The sequence below is a fragment of the Thalassospira sp. MCCC 1A01428 genome, from assembly GCF_002115825.1.
In the GTDB taxonomy this organism is placed as follows: domain Bacteria; phylum Pseudomonadota; class Alphaproteobacteria; order Rhodospirillales; family Thalassospiraceae; genus Thalassospira.
This window is the reverse complement of record NZ_JFJZ01000006.1, coordinates 168,962-193,569: the sequence shown is the minus strand read 5'-3', so window position 1 is coordinate 193,569 and position 24,608 is coordinate 168,962. Positions and strand designations below refer to the sequence as shown.

Below are 24,608 nucleotides of genomic sequence, written 5' to 3'. Positions count from 1 at the left end.
AACGTGCGGTTTTGTACGCGCGAATTTTTCCTTGGCCATTGCCCTCAGATCCTAATCCGAACCAAAAAAACACGTAAGAACCCACCGCACTAGCCGACGGGTAACTAAAATACTGGAGCGGGTGAAGGGAATCGAACCCTCGTCGTAAGCTTGGAAGGCTTCTGCTCTACCATTGAGCTACACCCGCATATTTTTAATTGCGAGCTCTCGCGAGGGCGAGAGAATGGTGGAGGGGGCAGGATTCGAACCTGCGTAGACTAAGTCGGCGGATTTACAGTCCGCTGCATTTGACCGCTCTGCCACCCCTCCATCCGGGTCGAAACGTTGTCGGCTGTTACCCCGGCCTCGTTGCGGCGAGGGAGGGAATACGTTGCAGGTGCCCATCTTGTCAACAGCAAAAAAAGCACGAATTCGTATTTCCTTTCCTATATGTTGGTTTAGCCCCGTAAACCGGGCGAAACAAAGTGCATTCAAGTTGTTATGAGTTGGAGGTTTCCGCCACAATGCCGCGCCGCAGCAAAAACCGTTCGTTTTCCCGCCCAGCCAATGCTGATGCGGGGGATATCTCGTCGCCGGACGCGGAAAAGGATGAAAACAATTCCCGCCGCGGTCGTGGCCGTGGCCGGGATTCCGGCAGCGGGCGCGATGCGTCGCGCCTGATTCTTTTCGGCCGCCACCCCGTTATCATGGCGATCCATAACCCGCAGCGAACGATTCATCGCATCTGGGCCACCGAAAATGCCCGCGAGGAAATCAACTATGCCCTGCAGGAAGCCGGGCGCACCGATGTTCTGGTCGATAATGCCGGACGCATCGACATTGATCAGATGCTTCCGCCCGGGGCGGTTCATCAGGGCATTGCCATGCATTGTGCCCCCCTGCCCCAACCCGCTGTCGAGGATCTGGTTGCTGAATACCGCGATCAGGAATCGGCAACGGTGCTGATTTTGGACCAGGTAACCGACCCGCATAACGTTGGCGCCATTTTGCGCAGTGCCGCCGCCTTTGGTGCCTGTGCCGTGATTGTGCCCGACCGCCATGCCCCGCTGGAATCGGGTGTGCTGGCAAAATCAGCCAGTGGTGCGCTTGAAGTGGTGCCCTATATCCATGCCGGCAACCTGGCCCGCGCGCTGGAAGCCCTGAAAGGGGCCAATTTCTGGCTGGCAGGGATGGATGGCAGCGCAGACCAGACATTGGCCGAGGCCAAATTGAAGGGTAAAATCGGCATTGTCATGGGCTCAGAAGGGGATGGCCTGCGCCGGTTAACCCGCGATAATTGCGATTTTCTGGTCAAACTGCCGATGACAGACCGCATTGAAAGCCTGAATGTTTCAAACGCGGCTGCCGTTGCCTTGTACGAACTGTTTCGCTAGATCCGCCCGAACCAGACCGGAATGTTAGCGAATCGTTTGAAAACGCTGAATTTTTGAACCTGCGACCGGCGATGAAAAATGGGAACAATCAGGGGCTTGCAATCCTGATCATCCCGGACTATGTTCTCGCCGCTCGCGCCGGCATAGCTTTAATTGGTAGAGCAGCGGATTTGTAATCCGAAGGTTGGGAGTTCGAGTCTCTCTGCCGGCACCACAAAAGATAACCCCGCAAGCCTTCCGGCTGCGGGGTTTTCTTTTGCCTGAATTTGGCAGATCGCGGTTACTGGCGACCGGCGGCCTTGAGGATCAGATCGGCAATTTCCTGCGGGTGGGACACCATCGAAAGATGCCCGGCATCAAGCGTAATGGTTTGTGCGCCCATACGTTTTGCCAGGAATGCCTCGAATTCCGGCGAGATGGTTTTATCTTCAGTCGAGACGGCATAAAAAGTCGGCTTGGATTTCCAGGCGGTATTGGTCGTACGTGCGCCAAACAGGCTGGCAGCCGTGGGTTGCTGCACGGCGTAATAAACGCGGGCTTCGTCTTCATCGATGCCATTGGCGAAATATTTTAAAAAGGCATCCTCGGATACCTTGGTGAAACCATCGAATTTCTCGACTCCGGCACGCACCGGCGTATCAGGAAATGTCTTTTGCAGGGCGACAAAATCTTCGCCCGCCTCAGGGGCACGGGCCGCAACATAAACCAGGGCCGAAACATTTTTGGCATTGCCGACATCACTGATGGCTGTGCCGCTCCAGGAATGGCCGGCAAGAACGGTTGGGCCATCCTGCTGCGCCAGGGCACGGCGCACATCCTCGTCGGAATCTTTAAGCGAGGTCAGGCGGTTTTGCACTGCGGTTACATGCAGGCCAGCCTTTTGCAGAATCGGAATAACCTTTGCCCAGCTTGATCCATCGGCCCAGGCGCCATGTACAAGCACCACATTTTTCGCCTGCGTGCTGGCAGGTTTGATCATATCAGCTGCTGATTGCGCCAGGGCCGAACCCGAGGTAAGAGCAAGAACGGCAAGGGTTGCGGCGACTTTGACAAGGTTCGATTTCATTTTATATCCTTACGCTTATAAAATTGCCTCGCATGAGGCTTCCATAAGGTTGTTCGGAGCGGCCGGTGAAAATGAAACATGGCGCCTGATCACGTCGCTTCACGAAAAAGCGAGCCCCTTGCCCGGCGACAAGCAGGAATGATCTTTTGACAGAAAACCGGCAACAGCGTTGGGAAAGCGCAATGCGCGCGGAACGGCAGGGCGATGCCAAAGCCTATGGGCAGATGCTGGCGGAAATTGCACAAAGCCTGCGCACCGGCATTCCCGGCAGGTTGCGCCGGCTGGGCCTTGACCCGCAGGAAACCGAGGATGTGGTGCAGGAAATTCTGATCGGGCTGCATGACAAACGCCATACATGGGATGAAGAACGCCCCTTCAAGCCATGGCTGGCCGGTATTGTGCATTACAAACTGGTCGATGCCGTAAGGCGCTCATCGCGCGAACGCGCGCACAAGGCGAATGTCAGTCTGGGTGAACTGGCCGATATCATCGGTGATACATCATCTGACCCCGGCCGGGCGCTGGATGTCGAAAAGAAACTGGCCGCTCTACCATCGCAACAGCACGACGTGGTGAATGCCCTTGCCATTGAAGGCGACACCGTCCGACAGGCCGCACAAAAGCTTAACCGCAGTGAAGCATCCATCCGTGTGACCTTTAACCGCGCGCTGGCACGGCTTTTTGATACGGCACGGTCGGGCAAGGGATAGGGAAACAGGGAATGAACACACTTAAAACCGATGACCTTATCAGCAATCTTGCCAGCCAGGCCGGAACCGCAAATGGCCCCTCACCGCGCAAATTGCACAGCGCGCTTGTCGGCTGTGTGCTGGCGGGCGTGATCATGGCGGTGATGATCATTCTGGCCCTTGTTGGCCCACGGGCGGATTTGATTGCCATGGATACGGCACCGGCAACCTTTTTTAAAGTCATTGCCATGCTGGCGGCAGGTATTGCCGCGTTCAAAACCCTGCGGGAACTGGCGATTGCCGGTGGCAATGTGCCATCCCGCCTGATTTTTGTGCCGGTATTAATGATCATTGCGGTTCGGATCATCACCGATCAATCGGGCAGTTCGTGGCTGGGCGCGGCCCCCCTGGCGGCCCCTGTTTGTATTGCCACCATCATTGTCGCGTCCCTGCCCGGGCTGGGATTGCTGATGTATTTTTTACGTAAAGGCGCAACCGTTAGCCCCGGTAAAACCGGTGCCTATGCCGGTATGCTGGCGGGCGCACTGGCTGCGATGGCCTATGCCATTGCGTGTCGCAATGATGCCGGTCTGTTTTTGCTGGTCTGGTATCCGATTGCGGTTGGAATCGTTACCGCCCTTGGCGCTGCCATCGGACGGCGCATGCTGGCCTGGTAGGCAGCACAACATGTGTTCCTAGCGCAAAACAGCAGCCGATAACCGCACAAGATAATGAAATAACGGGATTCGCGGCTTAACCGGCCAGAAGTTTGCCACCGAAAATAATAAACATCGCGCCAAGCACCCCTTCGATGGTGCGTTGGGCACGGCGATAAACCCGCATCACGGCTGGCGTGGAAAAGAACCAGGCCAGGGCCAAATGCCAGCAAAATGAAATTGCCGTTGTGCCCACCACAATGGCAACTGCCACCCACCCCGGGGCATCAGGGCGCAAAACAAGCGACATGACAGACAGCCAGAACAGCGCTGCCTTGGGATTCCCGGCCTGCACCAGAAGACCACGGCGAATATAACGCCAGAAAGGCCGATCAGGGTTAGCGATCAGATTTGCCGGTGTTTCAGAGACCGGGCGATTGCGGCGCAATGCCACCCGCAGGGATTTATACCCCAGAAACATCAGATAAGCCCCACCCGCCCAGCGCAAAATCAGCGCGATATCCGCCGAAGCGGCAAGCACAGCCGTTAAACCCAGCATCGTCATGCTGGACCAGCAAAAGGTGCCACTTCCAACACCAAGGGCCAGACCCAGCCCTGCCCGGCGCGAAACCGTCATTGCCGTACCGGTCACCGCCAGAAAATTCGGCCCGGGTGATAATACAGCCAGCATGAAAATGGCATAGGCGGTCAACAGATAAGGAACATATTGCATGGTCATGGTCCGGCAAAATCAGGAAAACAAAGACTCAGGCCAAAGTCATCGCCCGACAGGCAAAGACAATGCAGCGTGACAGGCACGACCCGCAATAACCCGGTAAACCGTGCCATTGTACACAAGCGATACGATGGCCCAAAATGCCTGCCAGACTGAAATGACTTTGAACAAGTCAAATCACCGCAAGGAGTCGAACACAACAGAAATTATTTCTGAATGACAAACCCGTCGCGTGCCCACGCCTGCAAACCACCTTTAAGGGTCATAACCTTGCAATCAAGATGGGGAAGGGCCGCATTTGCCGCCCCAAACGAACGCTGCCCCACCGCACAGATAAAAACGATGTCACGATCCATATCGTCGGTCTGATCGATCAGGGAAGACATATCAAGGTCTCCCAGCGGAATATTGACGGCACCGGGCACGGTGCCACCGGCAAATTCATCGGGCTGGCGCACATCTACCAGCAGCGCACTTTTTTCCTGCGAAATCTGCTTCAGGGCCGCGGTGTCAATAAAATATACAGAATTATCTGACATTGTTTCCTTTCATGACCTGCACGCATCAGGCACACTCGTAATCGGACGCACATAACATGTGCAACCAAAGCATGGCGTATGTGTTACGTCACCAATTTGTGAACGGTAAACCCGTTTAAACCAATAAAAACACACTAAACTTTTTGAAGTTTGACATTGCAGTGTCGCAATGCAGTAACCACGTTAAACTGTAGAGAAGCAAGGTTTCATCCCGTCGCTCTGGACTTGCCTCGGGGGCTTATGCAAGCGGAATATTTCAATTCCGCCGCCCAGCAAGCATATCGCGGACATAATGGATGAACAATTTGGCAAACCGGCATCAATTGCGGTTTGCCCTCCGTGTCTAATCGGGTCTGATCGACGCCAATTTTCGCATTTAAAGCTGTTTTGACGCCATAGGTGTCAGTTTTTCATACATTTTCGGGGACATTTGCGCCCGCATTCCCCGCAAGGCCCACAACAACAAGCGGCACACGCGCCTGAAGTAGTGCCTGAAACACCGACCGGGAGAATTGCAACAAGAGAACCGGACCCTTTTTACAGACCAACGACGTGCGATAATTTTGGAAAGGAGACCGCGCCATGGCTGAAGACCAGGATATCTTCGAGCTATATGCGGAAGGCTATGACGGAAAACGCGAAACCGAACTGACCATTCGCGACTATCTTAATTTATGCCGCGATGATCCATCGGCCTATTCGTCGGCGGCCGAACGCATGATCAAGGCCATTGGCGAACCCGAACTGATCGATACATCGACAGATTCGCGCCTTGGCCGCATCTTTCTAAACCGCACGATCAAGCGATACCCGGCCTTTGCCGACTTTTTTGGTATGGAAGAAACCATTGAACGCATTGTCGGTTTTTTCAAATATGCCGCACAAGGGCTGGAAGAACGCAAGCAGGTTCTTTATCTGCTGGGCCCCGTAGGCGGCGGCAAAAGTTCGCTTGCGGAACGGCTTAAGGAATTGATGGAACAGGAACCGATTTATGTTCTGAAAGCCGGAAATGACATAAGCCCGGTATTTGAAAGCCCGCTCGGCCTGTTTAATCCTGCCAAGATGGGCGACGCCATTAACGATAAATATGGCATTCCCAAACGCCGCCTGACCGGTTTGATGTCGCCCTGGGCGGTTAAACGGCTGGACGAATTTGAAGGCGATTTGTCGAAATTTTCGGTGGTCAAATTGCTGCCGTCACGGCTGCGTCAAATCGGCATTGCCAAAACCGAACCGGGTGACGAAAACAACCAGGATATTTCATCGCTGGTCGGCAAGGTTGATATCCGCAAACTGGAATATTTCAGCCAGAACGACCCCGATGCCTATTCCTATTCCGGCGGGTTAAACCGCGCCAATCAGGGCATGCTTGAATTTGTTGAAATGTTCAAGGCCCCGATCAAAATGCTGCACCCCTTGCTGACGGCAACACAGGAAAGCAACTATATCGGCACGGAAAACCTGGGGTCGATCCCGTTTCAGGGCATGATTTTGGCCCATTCAAACGAAGCAGAATGGCAGACCTTCAAGGCCAATAAAAACAACGAAGCCTTTATTGACCGGATCAGCGTGATCAAGGTGCCCTATTGCCTGCGCGTTACCGAGGAAACCAGCATTTACGACAAATTGCTGCAAGGATCGGAACTTGAACAAGGGTCCTGCGCCCCCGGTACGCTTAAAATGCTGGCACAGTTTTCGATTCTGTCGCGCCTTCAGGAACATGAAAATTCCAACCTGTATTCCAAAATGCGGGTCTATGACGGCGAAACATTGAAAGATGTCGACCCCAAAGCCAAATCGATGCAGGAATATCGCGATTCGGCCAGTGTTGACGAAGGCATGGACGGCATTTCCACCCGGTTTGCCTTCAAGGTTCTCTCGGAAACCTTCAACCACGATACCCACGAGGTCGCCGCCGACCCGGTCCATTTGATGTATGTGCTCGAACAGGCGATCCGGCGCGAGCAATACCCCGAAGAACGCGAAAAGGAATATATGGAATTCATCAAGGCCGAGCTGGGCCCGCGCTATGCCGAGTTTATCGGGGCGGAAATCCAGAAAGCCTATCTTGAAAGTTATTCCGACTACGGCCAGAACCTATTTGACCGTTATGTGGCCTATGCCGATGCCTGGATTGAAGACCAGGATTTCAAAGACCCCGATACCGGACAGCTTCTGGATCGCAAGATTATTGACCAAGAACTGTCGAAGGTCGAAAAGCCGGCGGGCATCGCCAACCCCAAGGATTTCCGCAACGAAGTCGTCAAATTTGCCCTGCGCGCACGTGCCAATAACAAGGGCAAAAACCCGTCATGGACATCGTACGAAAAACTGCGCGACGTGATTGAAAAACGCATGTTCAGTCAGGTTGAAGACCTGTTGCCCGTTATTTCCTTTGGGTCAAAAAAAGATGGCGAAAGCGAAAAGAAACATAACGAGTTCGTCAAACGCATGATTGAGCGTGGCTATACCGAACGTCAGACCCGTCGTCTGGTCGAATGGTATATGCGCGTCAACAAGGCGGGCTGATTTGCCCCGCATTGCCCCCGCCGGGTGGTGTTTTCCCCTTTCATCACCCGGCGCCGGGTTCTGCCCTGCCCCTGCGTTTTTAGGATACACCGCCCATGTTTCATATCATTGACCGCCGCAAAAACCCCAAAGGTAAAAGCCTTGGCAATCGCCAGCGATTTATGCGCCGCGCCAAGGCCCAAATCAAAAAAGCGGTAGAAGAATCGATCAAAACCCGCGGCATCACCGATATCGATAATGGCGACCAGATCACCATACCCGGTAAAACCCTGCGCGAACCCGGTTTTCACCATGCCGGGCGCGGCGGAGACCGCAATTATGTGCTGCCGGGCAACAAAAAATTTGTCCCTGGCGACCGTATTGCCCGCCCGAATGGCGGTGATGGCGGTGCCGGTGGGTCACAAGCCAGCCCGGATGGCGATGGCGAGGACCAGTTTCAATTCGTGCTAACCCGTGACGAGTTTCTCGATATCTTTTTCGAGGATCTGGAACTGCCCGATCTTTTGAAAAAAAGCCTGAAACAAACCGCCGCCTTTCGCACTGCGCGCGCCGGTTATTCGGTGGAAGGTTCGCCCGCCAATCTCAACCTTGTGCGCACCATGCGTAATTCGCTTGCACGGCGCATTGGCCTGCGCCGGCCTAAAAACAGCGAAATTCGCGAACTGGAAGAAAAAATTGCCCGGTTGAAAGAAGCTGAAAACAGCCTGCCCGAAGCAAAAAGACAGGAAAACAACAAGGCGTTACAAGCTTTGCAGGCCGAACTTGATGAAGCCAAACGTCGCAGCCGTGCCATCGCCTTTATCGACCCGATCGACACCCGTTATAATCAGTTTCGCCAAATCCCCGACCCGAACACACAGGCAGTAATGTTTTGCCTGATGGATGTTTCCGGGTCGATGTCTGAACAGATGAAGGAACTGGCGAAACGGTTTTTCATGCTGCTGCATATGTTTTTACATCGCCGGTATGAACATGTGGAGGTGGTGTTTATCCGCCACACATCACGCGCATCCGAGGTGGATGAAGAAACATTTTTCTATTCGCGCGAAACCGGGGGCACCATTGTTTCCACTGCCCTTGAAGAAATGAAACGCGTCCTGAAAGACCGCTACCCGACTGATCAATGGAATATCTATGCCGCACAGGCATCGGACGGCGATAACTATTCCAATGACGGGGCCAAATGCACCGCCCTTCTGGCCGAAGATTTGCTGCCGAAATGCCAGTATTACGCCTATATCGAAATTACCGACGAACGCGAAGCCGAGATTTTTTCCACCGCCGAAGGCGAAACCGCCTTGTGGAAGGCCTATGCCCCGCTGGCACAAGCCCGAAATTCACGCTTTGCCCTGAAACGGGTGACCAAGGCTGCGGATATTTTTCCGGTTTTTCGCGAACTGTTTGCCAAAAACAAGTCGGAGGCCCGGATATGAGCAAAAGACCGGAACATAAATTGCTGTTTGACGGTGCCGATTGGGATTTTAACACCCTGAAAGCCACCTATGATGCGATTGAAGATATCGCGATCAATGAAATGCACCTTGATGTCTATACCAACCAGATCGAGGTAATCACGTCCGAGCAAATGCTTGATGCCTATTCGTCAATTGGCATGCCGCTGATGTATCATCACTGGTCGTTTGGCAAACGCTTCGTGCGCGATGATGTGATGTATCGCAAGGGATACCAGGGGCTGGCCTATGAAATTGTTATCAATTCCAACCCGTGTATTTCCTATGTGATGGAGGAAAATACCATTGGCATGCAGGCATTGGTGATGGCCCATGCCGCCTTTGGGCATAACCATTTTTTCAAAAACAATTACCTGTTCAAACAATGGACCGATGCCGACGGGATTCTCGATTATCTGCAATTTGCCAAACGCTATATCGCCAAATGTGAAGACCGGTTTGGCTTTGATGCGGTTGAACGCATTCTTGATGCCGCGCACGCCCTGATGGATCACGGGGTAAACCGGTATTCCCACCCGGAAAAGCCCAATCTGGCCGTTGAACTGGAGCGCGAACGCGAACGCGCCAAATACGAAGACGAAACCTATAACGATTTATGGCGCACCCTGCCCCAGGCCGAAGAAGACAGCGAAACCCAGGACGAACAAATCCGGCGCCAGCGCATGGAACAACGCCGGGCGCAATTTGGCCTGCCCGAAGAAAACCTGTTATATTTTTTAGAAAAGAACGCGCCTGGCCTGCAATCGTGGGAACGCGAAATTTTGCGGATCGTGCGTAATATCGGCCAGTATTTTTACCCGCAAAAACAAACCAAGGTCATGAATGAAGGTTGTGCCTGTTATGTGCATTACCACATCATGAACCGGCTTTATGACAAGGGACTAATCTCTGAGGGTGCGATCATGGAATTTATCGATTCGCATTCAAAGGTGGTCTTCCAGCCCGAGTTCGACGACCAGCGTTATTCCGGCTTTAACCCCTATGCGCTGGGTTTTGCCATGATGCAGGATATTCACCGCATATGTGTTGCCCCGACGGAGGAAGACCGTAAATGGTTTCCTGATATTGCCGGTAACAATGCCCCGATCCCGACATTGTGCGATGCATGGGCGCACTATCGTGATGAAAGTTTTATTCTGCAATTTTTATCGCCCAAACTGATGCGCGATATGAAAATGTTCATGATCAACGACCATGCATCGGCCCCGCATCTTGAAGTTGGTGCCATTCATGACGACAATGGCTATCGCAATGTGCGCCGGGCCCTGGCACGGATGCACGACCTGTCGGTGCGCGAACCCGATTTGCAAGTGGTTGATGTTGATTTGCGCGGCAACCGCCAGCTTTATATTGCCCATACCCAGCATGATGGCATCCGGCTTGATAAATCCGAAGCCGAACTGACGCTGGGCTATATCGGCCAGTTATGGGGTTATGGTGTTACTTTGCAGGCCATTGATAATGACAGTGGCGAAATCCTGCATGAAACACATTACACCCCAAGCGATCTGACATCCTCATAAGCCAAATGAATGTTCGGCTAACCTTTTCCCTAACAGCAAGGCCGCTTCCCCATCATGAAGCGGCCTTTATGACGTTTCCGTATGCCATACAGGTTTAACCGGTTCAGCGCCTGAAACATTGTGAATGTGAAACAAAACCTTCGCAGGCGGGCGCATAAAACCTGTAAATTACATATACATAGCTAATAAAACATCATTTGAAGTTTTCTCGTTTTGATTTCGAAACCATTGTTTTGGGTCATCCCTTTGCTTTTAATTGACTCAGTTACTAGCATCTAAAAAGATCATCCGACCTCAAATCCATGCCGGTATTTGTTCACCAAAAGCCGTTCATTTTTAGCCCCGGTTTGCAGGGCAATTTTTGCGCCGGTTATGAAATCCCGATGGCATGTGTCGTTTTCTCTTTGACAAAAGAGAAACGTTATAACATAACAAATTATCGTTTTTGCCCCCCTGCCATAACGGATATCCAATGTTTAAATCACGTTTGCTGTTTACCGGTGCCCTGCTTGCCGCCGCCCAGTTTGTGCTGCCTACATCTTCACAGGCTGCAGATGCCCCTCATGTTGTTGCTTCAATCAAGCCGATCCATTCGATTGCTGCGGCGATCATGCAAGGTGTTGGCGAACCGGAACTGCTGGTTAAGGGGGCGGCATCTCCACACACCTATTCCCTGCGCCCCAGCGAAGCCAGTGCGCTGCAAAATGCAGACCTGGTGATTTATGTTTCCCCCGATCTGGAGGCATTTTTAAACAAACCGCTGGCGTCGCTTTCGGGCAAAGCAAAAATTATGGAATTGGCCGAGGCCGATGGCATTTCAACCCTGGCCATGCGCGAAGGCGGAGCATGGGAAGCCCATCATCATGGAGATGAAGACCATCATGATGACGGTGATGAGGCCCACGATCACGACCATGACCATGATCAACACGCCCATGAACATGAAGCTCATGATCATGACCACGACCACGACCACGAGCATCATCATGACGAAGGCGACCCGCATATCTGGATGAGCCCCAAAAACGGTAAAGCCATTGCCCGAGACATTACTGAAGAGCTGGCAGAAATTGATCCGCCCCACGCCGATTTTTATCGCGCGAACCTGAAAAGCCTGCTTGGCAAAATCGATGCAACAACCGATGATCTGGTAAAACGGATTCAACCCGTAAAAGATAAACCTTTTATCGTTTTCCACGACGCCTATCAGTATCTTGAACATAGCTTTGGTTTACAGGCTGTCGGTTCCATCACCATTTCACCGGATCGCAAACCAGGTGCCAAACGTCTGCATGACATTGAAGACAAAATCACATCAAGCGGTGCTGCCTGTGTCTTTGCCGAGCCGCAATTCAAACCTGCCCTTGTCCAGTCCATCGTCGCCGATACCGGCGCACGCATCGGAACACTGGACCCGCTAGGAGCCAATATTGACGCCGGACCAAGTGCCTATATTGATATTTTGTCGCAGAATATTGACGCGTTGGCGAGTTGCCTCAAAGGTTAAACCCCTAACCTTTCTGGTAAAGGCGTCGCGCTCCGTTTTACGGGGCGCGCGCTTTTTCCGTTTCACGTACCGCATCACCATTGCCGCCATGTTTGGCCTTGTTGCCATAATCGCGTCCGCCCCGGCGGCACGGGCCCACCCCCATGTCTGGCTTGATACACAGGCAACCATGATTTTTACCGGCAAAAAAATATCGGCCATTCGCATGGTCTGGGTTTTTGATGACATGTTCAGCCTGACCGTGATGGACCAGTTTGATCACAATAATGATCGCCGGTTTTTCGACGCCGAAAACGATGAAGTGCGCGACAACGCCTTTATCGCCCTGGCCGATATCGGTTTTCTGACCTATCTGCGCCGGAATGAAAAAGTCATGAAAATTGCCGGATTTCAGGATTTTGTCGCCGATATCACGGATGACGGCCGGGTGAAATACAGCTTCACCCTTAATCTGGCCGAACCGGTAGACCCGATTGCCGATCAGATCGGATTATCGGTTTATGATTCGGAATATTACATTGATGTCGGTTTTGCCAAAGACAACCCGATTTCGTTTTCCGGCAATGATGGCATAACATGCAGCTACAAGATGGGCGAAGATGACAAACATCGCATCTATTACGACATGGTATCGCCGCAACGCGCCGATATTACCTGCCATTAAGGGCTTTTTTCGCGATCTTTTCAAAAGACCACGGCACCATAATGCCGTTGTAGCAGCCCTGTTGATACTTGCCTTTTTTGCCGTGATCAGCCCGCACGCCGCCCATGCCCAAACCGCCGAACTGTTGGGTCGGCGCAGCCCACCTTCCGACATCACGCAAACAGAACCGGTCTTGGCGATGCCAGACTGGCTGGCCGGGATTGTTGGCGGGGCCATGAAAATTCAGACACAGCTTAATCGCGACATGACACAAACACTACGCGACGCCAAACAGGGCAACAGCTGGTGGCCCGCCCTTGGCATTATTGCCCTGTCCTTTGCCTATGGCGTGTTTCATGCTGCGGGCCCCGGCCATGGTAAAATGGTGACCAGTACCTATTTCCTGTCGCGCGATGCTGGCTGGAAACAGGGTATTGCCATGGGCGGGCTAATTGCAGCAACCCAGGCTGTTAGTGCAATTGTACTGGTCGGAACACTGGGATTAATTTTCAACCTTGGCCCGGCGGCGATCACCCGCAACGGCTTGCTGCTGGAGCTGGCATCTTATGCGCTGATTGTGGTGATGGGGGGGTATATGTGCCTGCGCATTGCCCAGGGACGGGACGATTGCTGTGACCATGGACATGAACACCACCATCACCACGATCATGAACATGACCACACACCCACGGCCCACAACGACCATAATCACAGTCATCACGATCACCACCTCAACGCACACGCCGCACCGGCAACACAGGCATCACATGCCGGCCATCCCCCCGAAACATCGGCCCGTCAAAGCCGCACAAACGGCATTATCAGCGCGATTATTGTCGGTTTGCGCCCCTGCACCGGATCAATCCTGATGTTGTTATTTACGCTGGCGAATGGCCTGTTTTTACTAGGCATTGCTGCGGCTTTTGCCATGGCTTTTGGAGTGGCCCTTACAGTAAGCGCCATCGGCCTTGCCGCAATTGGCATTCGTTTTAGCAGCCGGAAACTGTTTTCCCTGCCACCAGCCGTTTCACAATGGGTCCGCCGCATTGTCGGTTTTGGCGGCGCCGCCCTGATTACGCTTTTTGGCGTTGTGCTGTTTTTATCTGCCAGTCATCAACTGGGCTGGATATAGCAACACAGCACGGCACACCTTATTCTACGGCCAGCAAATTACACCCGTTCGCACACGCACCAAAGGCTGACCCGCACGACCACCGCGATGCACGAGGCAACATCCGGCATCGGCATTTTCCCCCTATTATCCCTTTCGTGGACGTCGGAACGTGCTGATCGGTGTGCCATATTGGGTGCGAAAAGCCCGGCTGAGCGTGGCGGTCGAGGCAAAACCGGTTTGAAGCGCAATTTGCGCCACCGACAGGCCGGTATGCCCGGCCAAATCACGCGCGCGGGCCAGCCGGATCATTTGATAATATTTTCCCGGCGACATTGCCAGTTCACGATGAAACAACCGATCCAGCGATCGTAGTGACATGGATGCCCGCCGGGCAATTTCATCAAGCGATACCGGCTGTTCGATATGGTCCATCATCACATCAATGGCCGTTAAAAAACCCGGTGTATCGGCGCGATGCTTCAGAATGTTAGCACCCCGTCCGCTGCCATATTGTCGTTCGGCATCATACACAAACAGGTTTGCAACGTTAAAGGCCGTTGCCGCGCCAAATTTTTGCGACAGCAAATGCAACATCAGATCCAGTACCGTCGATGCACCACCACAGGTGATATATTTCCCGGCCTCAACAAAACGTTGCCGGCTGTGGGAAATATCATCGAAGGTTTCGGCAAAATCGCTGGCTTCCTGCCAATGAATGGTGGCACTGCCCCCATCTAGCAACCCTGCAGCCGCCAACAACCATGCCCCGGTATCAAGCCCGGCAACGCGCACCGCACGGCTGGATAACTGGCGTAATTGCGCCATCGCCCGCGATGACACATGGTCGCGCACATTATAACCGGCAACCACCATCAAATAATCAACGGTACTTGCCGTTGTATTATCATCATCGGGCATAATCCGGATACCGCTGGAACTTTGCACCACAGCGTTATCAAGCGTGCAAATTTGCCAGCGAATGTCAGGCGTTCCTGTCATATCGCGCGCAGCCCGCAACGGTTCCAGGGCGCTGGCAAGAACCATGTTTGAAAAACCGTCAAACAATATAAAGCGAAAAGTCGACATCTGATCTGGCATAATCAGCAAAATAACTGGCATTATTAGCAAATACCACTGTTTCAATTCAGGCTAGGCTGTTGCAACCACAAAAACAGGAATTGCATCATGCCATTAACAATGAACCGCGACGTTTTTATCACTGCCGCCGTTACCGGGTCGGGGGCAACGCAAGATAAATCGCCACATGTGCCGCGCTCCCCAAAGGAAATAGCAGATTCCGCCATTGACGCCGCACGTGCCGGTGCCGCGATTGTTCATTGTCATGTGCGCGATCCCAAAACCGGCGCACCGTCGCGCGACCCGGGCTATTACCGCGAGGTAACCGAACGCATCCGTGCTGCCGATATTGACGTCATTTTGAACCTGACAGCCGGCATGGGGGGCGACATTGTTTTTGGATCAGCCGAAGCCCCCCTGCCCTTAAACCCGGCGGGCACGGATATGATCGGCGCGACCGAGCGCATGGCCCATATTGCCGACTGCCTGCCCGAAATTTGCACGCTGGACTGCGGCACGATGAATTTTGCCGAAGCCGATTATGTCATGACCAACACCCCGGGCATGTTACGCACCATGGGGCAAATGATGACTGATCTTGGTGTAAAACCCGAAATTGAAGCCTTTGATACCGGGCATTTGTGGTTTGCCAAACAACTGGTAGCCGAAGGCATTTTAACCAGCCCGGCCCTGGTGCAGCTGTGCATGGGGGTTCCGTGGGGCGCCCCCAATGATTTGAATACATTTATGGCGATGGTCAATAACGTCCCCGAGGACTGGAACTGGTCGGCATTTTCGCTAGGCCGGGATCAAATGCCGTTTGTGGCCGCATCGGTTTTGGCTGGCGGCAATGTGCGCGTTGGGCTGGAAGATAACCTGTTTTTGAAAAAAGGCGTGCTGGCAACAAATGCCCAGCTGGTGGAACGCGCAGCCGGTATTATTGAACGCATGGGGGCCAATGTGATTGGTCCCGTCGCCGTGCGCAAAAAGCTTGGCCTGACCAAACGGGAGCCGAAATAATGGCGATGGAAAATCCCCCCCATAAAGCGGCAATTATCGGTGGCGGCGTTATCGGCGGCGGCTGGATTGCCCGGTTTTTGTTAAATGGCTGGGATGTTGCCGTTTACGACCCCGACCCGGAAGCCGAACGCAAAATTGCCGCCGTATTGGCAAATGCCCGGCGCAGCCTGCCTGCCCTGTATGACACCGCCCTACCCGATGAAGGAAAGCTGATCTTTTGTTCCTCGATTGCACACGCCGTAAAAGATGCCCGCTGGGTGCAGGAAAGTGCCCCCGAACAGCTAAGGATCAAACATCCTATTCTGGCTGAAATTCAGCAACATGCCGATGAGAACGCTGTTATTGGCTCGTCCACATCAGGGTTTAAACCATCTGAATTGCAAGAAGGGGCAAGCCGCCCGGGCCAGATCGTCGTCGCCCATCCGTTTAACCCGGTTTATTTGCTGCCATTAATCGAAATTGTAGCATCAGAGCAATCCGACAAGGCCTTTGTTGAAGGTGGTTGCGCCGTCTTGCGCGATGTTGGTCTTAAACCCCTGGTCATCGGCAAGGAAATCGATGCCCACATTGCCGACCGATTGCTAGAAGCCGTATGGCGGGAAGGCCTGTGGCTGGTGAATGACGGCATTGCCACCACCGAAGAAATTGACGATGCCATTCGCTTTGGTTTCGGTTTGCGCTGGGCACAGATGGGCCTGTTTGAAACCTATCGCATTGCGGGCGGCGAAGCGGGCATGGCGCATTTCATTGCCCAGTTTGGCCCGGCCCTGAAATGGCCCTGGACCAAATTAATGGATGTGCCGGATTTAACGCCCGAACTGATTGCCAAAATCGCCGCCCAGTCCGACGCGCAATCAGGCGCGTTATCGATCCGCGAGCTGGAACGCCTGCGCGATGATAATCTGGTCGGAATGATGCGCGCCCTTAAAAAATCGGGTAGCGGTGCGGGCGGCACCATTAATGACCATGAAAAAGCCTTTAGCGATAAAAAACCGACATCCGGCCCACACACATTACCGCAAACCGTTTGCCGCCAGGTGCCGCAAAGCTGGACCGATTATAACGGCCATATGAACGAAGCCCATTATCTGGAGGCATTTGCCCAGGCCAGCGATACGTTTATGGCACTAATTGGTGCCGATGATGCCTATATCGCCAAGGGCAAAAGTTTCTTTACCGCCGAAACCCATTTGCGCCATCTGGCCGAAGCCGGTGCTGGCGATACCATTACCATGACCAGCCAGGTCATGATGGCCGAAGGTAAAAAAATGCACCTGTTTCACACGCTATATGGCAAGGATGGCGACATTGTTGCCACCTGTGAAACGCTGCTGATCCATGTGGACCTTACAACACGACGGGCCTGCACCCCGGACGCGGACGTGGCCCGTCGCCTGAAAGAATTTGGCGATGCCCATGCAAAGCTGGGAAAACCCGACGGTGCCGGACGCCATGTTGGACAAACAAACGCCTGACCCTGTGATGGATACAAATAAACACGGCCCGAAACATGTGTTTCGGGCCGTGTCGGATTAAAAACCGTTACGAACGAAAACGGCCTAGCCAAAACGCCCGGTAATATAATCGCGGGTGCGGGCTTCACGCGGGTTGGTAAATAATTCGCGGGTCGGGCTGATTTCAACCAGATCGCCCAGATACATAAACGCCGTGTAATCCGACGTACGCGCCGCCTGCTGCATATTGTGGGTAACAATAATAATGGTGTAATCAGCCCGCAATTCCGAAATCAGTTCCTCGATTTTCATGGTTGAAATCGGATCAAGGGCCGATGCCGGTTCATCAAGCAACAGAACTTCGGGGTTTAGCACCACAGAACGCGCAATACACAAACGTTGCTGCTGTCCACCGGAAAGACCAGTGCCGCTGGCGTGAAGTTTTTCCTTAACTTCATCCCACAGGGCTACTTTGCGCAGGCCCCATTCCACGCGGTCGTCCATTTCCGACTTGGACAGTTTTTCATACATCCGCACCGCGAATGCGATGTTTTCGTAAATCGACATCGGAAACGGTGTTGGCTTTTGAAACACCATGCCAACACGGGCCCGCAGATTATTCAAATCCTTGCCCGGTGCCAGAATGTTTTCACCATCCAGCAAAATTTCGCCACTTGCCGTTTGATTGGGGTAAAGCGAATAAATGCGGTTAAGGGTGCGCAACAACGTGGATTTACCACAGCCCGACGGCCCGATCAGCGCTGTCACACTGCGATCATGAAAATCGAGCGAGATCGAATTCAGGGTTTTGTTTTTGCCATAGTAAAAATCAAGATCACGCACACTAAGTTTGATCGGGGTAGGTTCCGCGACCGGGGCATGGGCAACAATATCATCGGGAAGAGCCTGAAACATGCTCATGATTAACCTTTCATCCTGCTTTTCGCAGCCAGCAAAGTCCGTGCAGCAATGGTCAGCCCCAGCACGGCAAGAGTAATAAGCAACGCCCCGGCCCAGGCGAGCGAGCGCCAGTCGTCATAGGGGCTCATGGCGAAGTTGAAAATCACCACTGGCAGATTTGCCATTGGCTGATTCATGTTGGTGCTCCAGAACTGGTTATTCAGCGAGGTAAACAAAAGCGGCGCTGTTTCCCCACTGATCCGGGCCACCGCAAGCAAAGCCCCGGTCATAAGACCCGGCCCGGCCGAGCGATAGGATACCTGCAAAATCACCCGCCAACGCGGAATACCAAGGGCGGCAGCTGCCTCGCGCAGGGTGTCGGGCACCAGAAGCAACATGTCTTCCGATGTGCGCACCACAACCGGCAGGGCAATAACCGCCAGCGCAATTGCCCCCGCATACCCCGAAAAATGGCCCATTGGCACCACAACCAGTTCGTATACAAACAAACCGATCAAAATGGACGGGGCCGATAGCAAAATATCGTTGATAAACCGAACCACCGCCGAAATTTTGGCATAGCGGCCATATTCCGCCAGGTAAGTACCCACCAGCAAACCAATGGGAATACCCAGAACGGTGGCAATTCCCACCATCATCAAAGACCCGAAAATGGCGTTTAACAATCCGCCATCCGATCCCGGCGGCGGGGTCATTTCGGTAAACAGTTTAATCGACAATGCCGAAAAACCCTGCCCGAACAACGACCATAAAATCCATGCCAGCACCGCAACCCCAAGGAAGGTTACGACATGGGACATGGCCATGTGGAATGTCGAAATGATACGGCGGCGCAGATACATGCGGCGCTGATAGGGCGAAGAAACCTGACGTTCGGTCGTGGGTTTGACCGGTGTTTGAACTGACATATCGTGTCCTTCCCGGCCTAGTGGCCTGATTGCTTTTTCAGGCGCAACAAAAACAGCCGTGCCACCGCCAGCACAATGAATGTAATGACAAACAGGGTAAGCCCCAGCGTCACCAAAGCAGATGAATGCAGTTTGGAATCCGCTTCGACAAATTCATTGGCAATCGAGGATGAAATCGTTGCCCCCGGCCCCATGATAGAGGCCGACAGGCGATGCGAGTTACCGATAACAAAGGTAACAGCCATGGTTTCGCCAAGTGCACGCCCAAGCCCGAGCATGACAGCCCCGACCGTGCCCGCCCGGCAATAAGGCAGGACAATACGATGAACCACTTCCCAGCGCGTGCAGCCCAGGCCATAGGCCGATTCCTTAAGCACAGCGGGTACAGTGGTAAACACATCGCGCATCATCGCGGTGATAAACGGCACAATCATAATCGCCAGAATGATCCCGGCAGTCAAAATACCAATGCCCATGGGCGGGCTGGCAAAGACCGGGCCAATCACCGGAATAGGTGCCAGATTTGCCATCGTCCAGCGCTGGATCACGGTGCCAAATGTTGGCGCAAAAACAAACAGGCCCCACATGCCATAAATGATACTGGGGATAGCGGCGAGCATTTCAATCGCCACACCGACTGGCCGTGCAACCCAGACCGGGGCCAGTTCGGTTAAAAAAACTGCAATGCCAAAACTGACGGGCACGCCAATAACAAGGGCAATGATCGCTGTTATCAGGGTCTGTATAATGGCGGGAAGCGCACCATAAACATCCGTGACCGGGTTCCAGTCGGAACTGATGAAAAATGACAGTCCCTGACTTTTCAGAACCGGAAGACTGCCCATCACCAGAAATGCCAGAATGGCAACCAGCAAAAGCAGAACGAACATTGACAGCCCGAATGTCAGATTGTGAAAACCACGATCAAATCCGGGTCTGAACTGTTTTACCGACACCGCAATAAACCTGCTTGTTTAGGGAAAAATTATAACGACCTTAAAACACCAAATCCCGCCGCCGAGATCGTTCGGCGGCGGGTTGGTCAGGTAAGTTATGCAGCAAACTTACCAGATCTTTTTGCCATCGCTGCCTTTGACGTCGGCGGTCCAGGTCTTTTCAACCATGTCGACAACGCTTTCGGGCATCGAGACGTAATCAAGTTTATCGGCGATATCGCTGCCGTTTTTGAAAGACCAGTCAAAGAAGTCGAGAACGTCTTTGGCGGTTTTTGCATTGTCCTGGGATTTGTGAACCAGGATGAAAGAAGCGGCAGTAATCGGCCAGCTTTTGGCACCCGGCTGGTTGCCAAGGATCAGGTAATAACCCGGTGCATTTGCCCAGTCAGCATTTGCAGCAGCCGCAGCAAACGACGCGGCGGTCGGTGAAACGAACTCGCCGTCCTTGTTTTTCATCTGGGTGTAGGCAAGGTCATTTTGCAGGGCATAGGCATATTCAACATACCCGATCGAGCCATCGATCTGCTTGGTATAGGAAGCAACACCTTCGTTGCCCTTGCCACCAACACCGACCGGCCACTGAACCGATTTGTTAACGCCGATGCTGTCTTTCCATTCCGGGCTGACAGCGGCAAGATAGTTGGTGAAGTTAAAGGTGGTGCCTGAACCGTCCGAACGTTCAACAACAGAAATGGCTTCTGACGGCAATTTCAGATCCGGGTTCAGATCAGCAATTGCCTTGTCGTCCCATTTGGTAATTTTGCCAAGATAGATGTCGGCAAGAACTGCGCCGCTAAGTTTAACATCGCCGCCCTTGATGCCTTTGATGTTCACAACCGGAACAACGCCACCCATGATCATCGGCCACTGAACCAGCCCGGCTTCGTCGAGTTCTTCTTTGGTCAACGGGGCGTCTGATGCGCCAAAATCAACGGTGCTGGCTTTAATCTGCTTGATGCCGCCGCCCGATCCGATCGACTGGTAGTTCATCTTCACACCGGTTTTTGCTTCATAGGCTTCGGCCCATTTGGCATATACCGGGTAAGGGAAGGTAGCACCGGCGCCCGAAATTTCAGTCGCCTGAGCCGAGGCAAATACACCGGCAGCCATCAAAAGAGCAGCACCACCCAGGATGCTTTTCTTAAAAGTCGTCAGCATGAGGTTCTCCCAATCACCGTATCGGCAAAATCAAAAAATCAGGAAGATCTGATGGTCAGCCTAATGCCCCCCCATCCGAACTTCTGGAATGAATTGTCGCCCCGGCATCATGTTTGCCGTTGCGATGGGCAGAACCTACACCCGGATTTTTCGATTTTTTCCTACAGTTTTGTGAAATCGTTCACACTGTCACAGATCCTTCTGTGAAACATCAAAACCTGTGGTTAAAAATTAATTCAACAATGAAAACAAAGCCAAGGCTAACATTTTCGCGAAAAACACGTAAAAACAGCCACTTGGTTATTGGCATTTCAGCCAGTTTCCAAAACCAAAAGAAACGCCCATCACTGTGAAACAGATCACACTGACGGGCGCGGTTGTGGTTTTCAGGATCAGTTTTTGCGTAACCCAAACACCATCGTTGTCACATTACGATGGTGACGGTTGATTATTCAGGCTGCAAATCAGACGGAATCCGGTACAGGTCGGCACCGGGAATGGCGTGTAAAAAACCGTTCGCGACAGAAATGTCGCCGGCAACATCAAGAATATGCCCTCGGGCCTGTGCCGGCGCGATTTCACCGTTCAATACTTGCCGGTAAAGGGCCGAAATCGCCACCATGTCACACCGATGCGGCGACAACCGAAAAAGGCTAACCCCCATATCGTGTAGGTCAGCCATTTCGTCAGACAGTTCCAGATACGTTCCCGACAGCGTTTGCAAGCCATTCACGGCCAAAAAGGGCGCGCCGTCCAGCGTATCGACATTCATGCCATCGGATGCATCCCCGCACACAAACCGGCACCCGTCTTTATGCAGGCCATGCGCACGCGCAGAATAACAGCGCGCTGAAATGGCCAGGGGCACCCGGCCAAAAACCTGCATTTCGATTTCGGCCGGTCCACGCGCCTTGCACAGGCTGGCAATAGAGGTTTGCGGCAATTCCCAGGGCATTGCCACGCGCACGGCCCCGCGCTCTACCATATAACGCAACGTACCTTCGTTATAGATATTCACATATGGCCCCACCATATGCGGCCTGCCCCCTAAAATGCCAATGGCCGACAGATCATTGGCTTCAATCAGAACATCGGGCATGTCGGCCAGATCACGGATCAGGGCGACTTCACGGTCCCCCATCACCAGTGCCAGCGTGGACACCACCACCTGCTTGCCTGCGCGTTGCAGGCGTTCAATAATATCGGGCCAGTCATTATTAAAAAACGGCATCCGTTTTGCGCAAACAACCTCACCGACATGCACCACATCCACGTCGGCCTCGTCGGCAATGCGGGCGTAAAAATCGCGCAGGATTTCGGGGCTCCAGTGAAACAAAACCGGCCCCATCACCAACCGCGGCGCTGTTGAGGGTGAAACCGATATATCAGGTGCTGTCAGATTTGTTGAAATACTCATTGCCAGTTCTTTCGATATGCACCGGTCGTGTCACTTTGGCCTTCGGTCATGTTCGACAATTTGCTATCTGCCATACGCTGCCCGGCGGCAATACGGTCCAGCGCGCGGCGAAAACTGCCAACCACCTGGGTAATATACGCCTTGCCCCGTTGGCGCCCTTCAATTTTCAAGGCTGAGACGCCCGCAGCCGCCAGTTCGGGCAACATGCTGGTAACATCAAGGCTGGTGGGTTCCTCAAACAGGTAACCGGCCTTGCCCATGGCGCGAAACCGCCCCTTGCACAAGGTTGGATAACCCACCTTTTCCGAAGCCCCGTAAACATTGATGGTAAAATCGCCCAGGCGCGACACCGTGGCATCGTCGCGTTCTTCGTAATGCACATGATGGGCTGGCGAACACACACCATTCATATTGGGGCTTTCCCCTGTCGCATAAGACGACAGCGAACAACGCCCTTCTGCCATCACGCACATGCCCCCAAAGGCAAAAACTTCGGTTTCAACGCCGATCTGGCAGTTCAGGCTGGCGATTTCATCAAGCGATAACACACGTGGCAAGACCACACGCCGCACCCCGAATTCGCGATGATAAAACCGGATCGCTTCAACATTCGATGCCGATGCCTGCACCGATAAATGCAACCGCGCCTTTGGGTGGCGATCACGCGCATAGCGCAGCAAACCGATATCGGCCAGAATAATTGCATCAACCCCGATCATGACAGCATCATCAATCGCCCGGTGCCACAGGGCCTCGTTTCCGGCTTCGGGGTAAGTATTGCAAGCCAGATACACATGTGTGCCCCGGGAATGGGCAAAGGCAGTTTCGGCTTCCAGCTCGGCGCGGGAAAAATTTAACCCGGGAAAATTCCGGGCATTTGTTTCATCGCGAAAGCCGCAATAAACCACGTCGGCCCCGGCCTCCACCGCGGCACGCAAACTGGCGGGCGTTCCTGCCGGACATACAAGTTCCATCATATTGTCCCGTCCTGTTTCGGGTTGCTGGCATCCATCGCGGGGCTGGCAAAATCATCGATCATTGAATTGGCATATCCACCGCCGCCCGTGCCCCCGTTTATAATCGCGTCCGCCTTTGCCAGCGTTGCCGAAGGTGCCTTTGCCCGGCCGGGCTGACGACGGCGAATTTGCCCTTCGGCGCTGGCAAGGCGTTGCGAAAGATCATCTATCTGGCGCACCAGACCGGACTGCTGTTTATCCACCGGCCCGGCAAAGGCATGGGCAAAACGGTGCATATCGCCATCCAGCCGGTGATATCCACGTTCGGCAAGGGCAAGGGCGCGGCGGGCCAGCGGCCCCATCACGCCGAAACTTTCGGTTATGGCGGCACGAACATTTATATTTTCGCCGTCCAGTGCGTTACGCAGGGCCACCACCACATCGGTCCGGCCTTCAATTTTCAACGTGCGGGAAAAAAACAGGGCATCGCCATCCGACGTGCCTTCCAGCAATTGCAGCAAAACCGGAAGCGGCCCCAAAATGGTGGCCTGTGCAGATGCCCGGTCGCGGTCAGTAGCACGACGCAATACCGGTTTTACCGGGTCAAGCCGCATATAAAGATCGATGCCAAGATCAACCGGCGACACAATAATGCCCGCCGCTTCATCAGGCGATGCGCCAGTGCCACTATCTGGTCGCAAACGATCAAACACTGCACCATGCCGGGCCTGCATGGTGGTTATGGCGTGGGCCAAAACCCGGTCAATCAACCGTCCCGGCAAACTTGCCGCAACTGGCCCTAACAACAAAAACGGCGTAAAAGCCGGACGCGCAACAGGCAACGGAGTTTCTCCGGTTACAGTGAAATCCGCCTCATCCTAAAACCGGACATAA

At 53.4% G+C, this 24,608-nt stretch carries 22 protein-coding genes and 3 tRNA genes; 12 read left to right on the top strand and 13 right to left on the bottom strand.

Annotated elements, in window-relative coordinates:
- Positions 1-113: 113 nt before the first annotated feature.
- Positions 114-187 (bottom strand) — tRNA-Gly (locus THS27_RS07710).
- 37 nt (positions 188-224) lie between these two features.
- A tRNA-Tyr gene (locus tag THS27_RS07705) sits at positions 225-309 on the bottom strand.
- Between the two features lie 194 nt (positions 310-503).
- Between THS27_RS07705 and rlmB the strand changes: the two genes are divergently transcribed.
- Positions 504-1,373: a 23S rRNA (guanosine(2251)-2'-O)-methyltransferase RlmB gene (rlmB, locus tag THS27_RS07700; RefSeq protein WP_085589493.1), complete on the top strand. Its 870-nt coding sequence runs from the start codon at positions 504-506 to the stop codon at positions 1,371-1,373.
- A gap of 137 nt (positions 1,374-1,510) precedes the next feature.
- A tRNA-Thr gene (locus THS27_RS07695) sits at positions 1,511-1,587 on the top strand.
- 66 nt (positions 1,588-1,653) lie between these two features.
- Here the strand turns inward: THS27_RS07695 and THS27_RS07690 are convergent.
- Positions 1,654-2,439: an alpha/beta fold hydrolase gene (locus tag THS27_RS07690; RefSeq protein WP_085589491.1), complete on the bottom strand. Its 786-nt coding sequence runs from the start codon at positions 2,437-2,439 to the stop codon at positions 1,654-1,656.
- A gap of 182 nt (positions 2,440-2,621) precedes the next feature.
- On the opposite strand from THS27_RS07690, the gene THS27_RS07685 reads away from it, so the two are divergent.
- Together THS27_RS07685 and THS27_RS07680 are read left to right on the top strand one after the other, a co-directional pair.
- Positions 2,622-3,149, top strand: coding sequence for a sigma-70 family RNA polymerase sigma factor (locus tag THS27_RS07685; protein ID WP_139835511.1), 528 nt, complete (start codon positions 2,622-2,624; stop codon positions 3,147-3,149).
- A gap of 11 nt (positions 3,150-3,160) precedes the next feature.
- The gene (locus THS27_RS07680; protein ID WP_085589486.1) at positions 3,161-3,805 is read left to right on the top strand and encodes an NrsF family protein; all 645 of its coding nucleotides are present in this window, start codon (positions 3,161-3,163) and stop codon (positions 3,803-3,805) included.
- A gap of 76 nt (positions 3,806-3,881) precedes the next feature.
- On the opposite strand, the gene THS27_RS07675 is transcribed toward THS27_RS07680, so the two are convergent.
- Positions 3,882-4,517, bottom strand: a complete 636-nt coding sequence (locus tag THS27_RS07675) for a LysE family translocator (protein ID WP_168184846.1) — start codon at positions 4,515-4,517, stop codon at positions 3,882-3,884.
- A 209-nt stretch (positions 4,518-4,726) separates the two neighbouring features.
- Positions 4,727-5,059, bottom strand: coding sequence for a rhodanese-like domain-containing protein (locus THS27_RS07670; RefSeq protein WP_085589480.1), 333 nt, complete (start codon positions 5,057-5,059; stop codon positions 4,727-4,729).
- A gap of 582 nt (positions 5,060-5,641) precedes the next feature.
- On the opposite strand from THS27_RS07670, the gene THS27_RS07665 reads away from it, so the two are divergent.
- The 6 genes from THS27_RS07665 to THS27_RS07640 all read left to right on the top strand — a co-directional run bounded on the left by THS27_RS07665 (position 5,642) and on the right by THS27_RS07640 (position 13,865).
- On the top strand, positions 5,642-7,588 hold the full coding sequence (locus tag THS27_RS07665) for a PrkA family serine protein kinase (RefSeq protein WP_085589477.1): 1,947 nt from the start codon (positions 5,642-5,644) through the stop codon (positions 7,586-7,588).
- 95 nt (positions 7,589-7,683) lie between these two features.
- Complete coding sequence (locus tag THS27_RS07660) at positions 7,684-9,021, top strand: YeaH/YhbH family protein (protein WP_085589474.1); 1,338 nt, start codon at positions 7,684-7,686, stop codon at positions 9,019-9,021.
- Positions 9,018-10,583, top strand: a complete 1,566-nt coding sequence (locus THS27_RS07655; protein ID WP_085589472.1) for a SpoVR family protein — start codon at positions 9,018-9,020, stop codon at positions 10,581-10,583. Before THS27_RS07660 ends, THS27_RS07655 begins: the two co-directional genes overlap by 4 nt.
- 472 nt (positions 10,584-11,055) lie before the next feature.
- Positions 11,056-12,090, top strand: a complete 1,035-nt coding sequence (gene znuA / locus THS27_RS07650) for a zinc ABC transporter substrate-binding protein ZnuA (protein ID WP_085589470.1) — start codon at positions 11,056-11,058, stop codon at positions 12,088-12,090.
- On the top strand, positions 12,059-12,754 hold the full coding sequence (locus THS27_RS07645) for a DUF1007 family protein (protein ID WP_246832884.1): 696 nt from the start codon (positions 12,059-12,061) through the stop codon (positions 12,752-12,754). The genes znuA and THS27_RS07645 overlap by 32 nt, the downstream gene beginning before the upstream one ends.
- On the top strand, positions 12,690-13,865 hold the full coding sequence (locus tag THS27_RS07640) for a nickel/cobalt transporter (protein WP_085589467.1): 1,176 nt from the start codon (positions 12,690-12,692) through the stop codon (positions 13,863-13,865). The genes THS27_RS07645 and THS27_RS07640 overlap by 65 nt, the downstream gene beginning before the upstream one ends.
- Before the next feature lie 126 nt (positions 13,866-13,991).
- Here THS27_RS07640 and THS27_RS07635 read toward each other — a convergent pair whose 3' ends face one another.
- Positions 13,992-14,966: a GlxA family transcriptional regulator gene (locus THS27_RS07635; RefSeq protein ID WP_139835510.1), complete on the bottom strand. Its 975-nt coding sequence runs from the start codon at positions 14,964-14,966 to the stop codon at positions 13,992-13,994.
- A 66-nt stretch (positions 14,967-15,032) separates the two neighbouring features.
- Here THS27_RS07635 and THS27_RS07630 point away from each other — a divergent pair, with 66 nt between their 5' ends.
- Together THS27_RS07630 and THS27_RS07625 are read left to right on the top strand one after the other, a co-directional pair.
- Complete coding sequence (locus tag THS27_RS07630; protein ID WP_085589464.1) at positions 15,033-15,944, top strand: 3-keto-5-aminohexanoate cleavage protein; 912 nt, start codon at positions 15,033-15,035, stop codon at positions 15,942-15,944.
- The gene (locus THS27_RS07625; protein WP_246832883.1) at positions 15,944-17,419 is read left to right on the top strand and encodes a carnitine 3-dehydrogenase; all 1,476 of its coding nucleotides are present in this window, start codon (positions 15,944-15,946) and stop codon (positions 17,417-17,419) included. The genes THS27_RS07630 and THS27_RS07625 overlap by 1 nt, the downstream gene beginning before the upstream one ends.
- Positions 17,420-17,503: 84 nt before the next feature.
- Here THS27_RS07625 and pstB read toward each other — a convergent pair whose 3' ends face one another.
- From pstB to THS27_RS07585, 7 genes are all read right to left on the bottom strand, one after another.
- The gene (gene pstB / locus THS27_RS07620) at positions 17,504-18,313 is read right to left on the bottom strand and encodes a phosphate ABC transporter ATP-binding protein PstB (protein ID WP_085589556.1); all 810 of its coding nucleotides are present in this window, start codon (positions 18,311-18,313) and stop codon (positions 17,504-17,506) included.
- An 8-nt stretch (positions 18,314-18,321) separates the two neighbouring features.
- Entirely contained in the window at positions 18,322-19,227 is a 906-nt protein-coding gene (pstA, locus tag THS27_RS07615; protein WP_168184845.1) for a phosphate ABC transporter permease PstA, read from the bottom strand.
- 17 nt (positions 19,228-19,244) lie between these two features.
- On the bottom strand, positions 19,245-20,183 hold the full coding sequence (gene pstC, locus THS27_RS07610; protein ID WP_256376757.1) for a phosphate ABC transporter permease subunit PstC: 939 nt from the start codon (positions 20,181-20,183) through the stop codon (positions 19,245-19,247).
- 108 nt (positions 20,184-20,291) lie between these two features.
- The gene (pstS, locus tag THS27_RS07605; protein WP_085589462.1) at positions 20,292-21,341 is read right to left on the bottom strand and encodes a phosphate ABC transporter substrate-binding protein PstS; all 1,050 of its coding nucleotides are present in this window, start codon (positions 21,339-21,341) and stop codon (positions 20,292-20,294) included.
- Positions 21,342-21,789: 448 nt separating this feature from the next.
- Positions 21,790-22,758, bottom strand: coding sequence for a U32 family peptidase (locus THS27_RS07595; protein WP_085589459.1), 969 nt, complete (start codon positions 22,756-22,758; stop codon positions 21,790-21,792).
- On the bottom strand, positions 22,755-23,732 hold the full coding sequence (locus THS27_RS07590; protein ID WP_085589550.1) for a peptidase U32 family protein: 978 nt from the start codon (positions 23,730-23,732) through the stop codon (positions 22,755-22,757). Before THS27_RS07590 ends, THS27_RS07595 begins: the two co-directional genes overlap by 4 nt.
- On the bottom strand, positions 23,732-24,556 hold the full coding sequence (locus tag THS27_RS07585; protein WP_085589456.1) for an SCP2 domain-containing protein: 825 nt from the start codon (positions 24,554-24,556) through the stop codon (positions 23,732-23,734). Before THS27_RS07585 ends, THS27_RS07590 begins: the two co-directional genes overlap by 1 nt.
- Positions 24,557-24,608 lie beyond the last annotated feature (52 nt).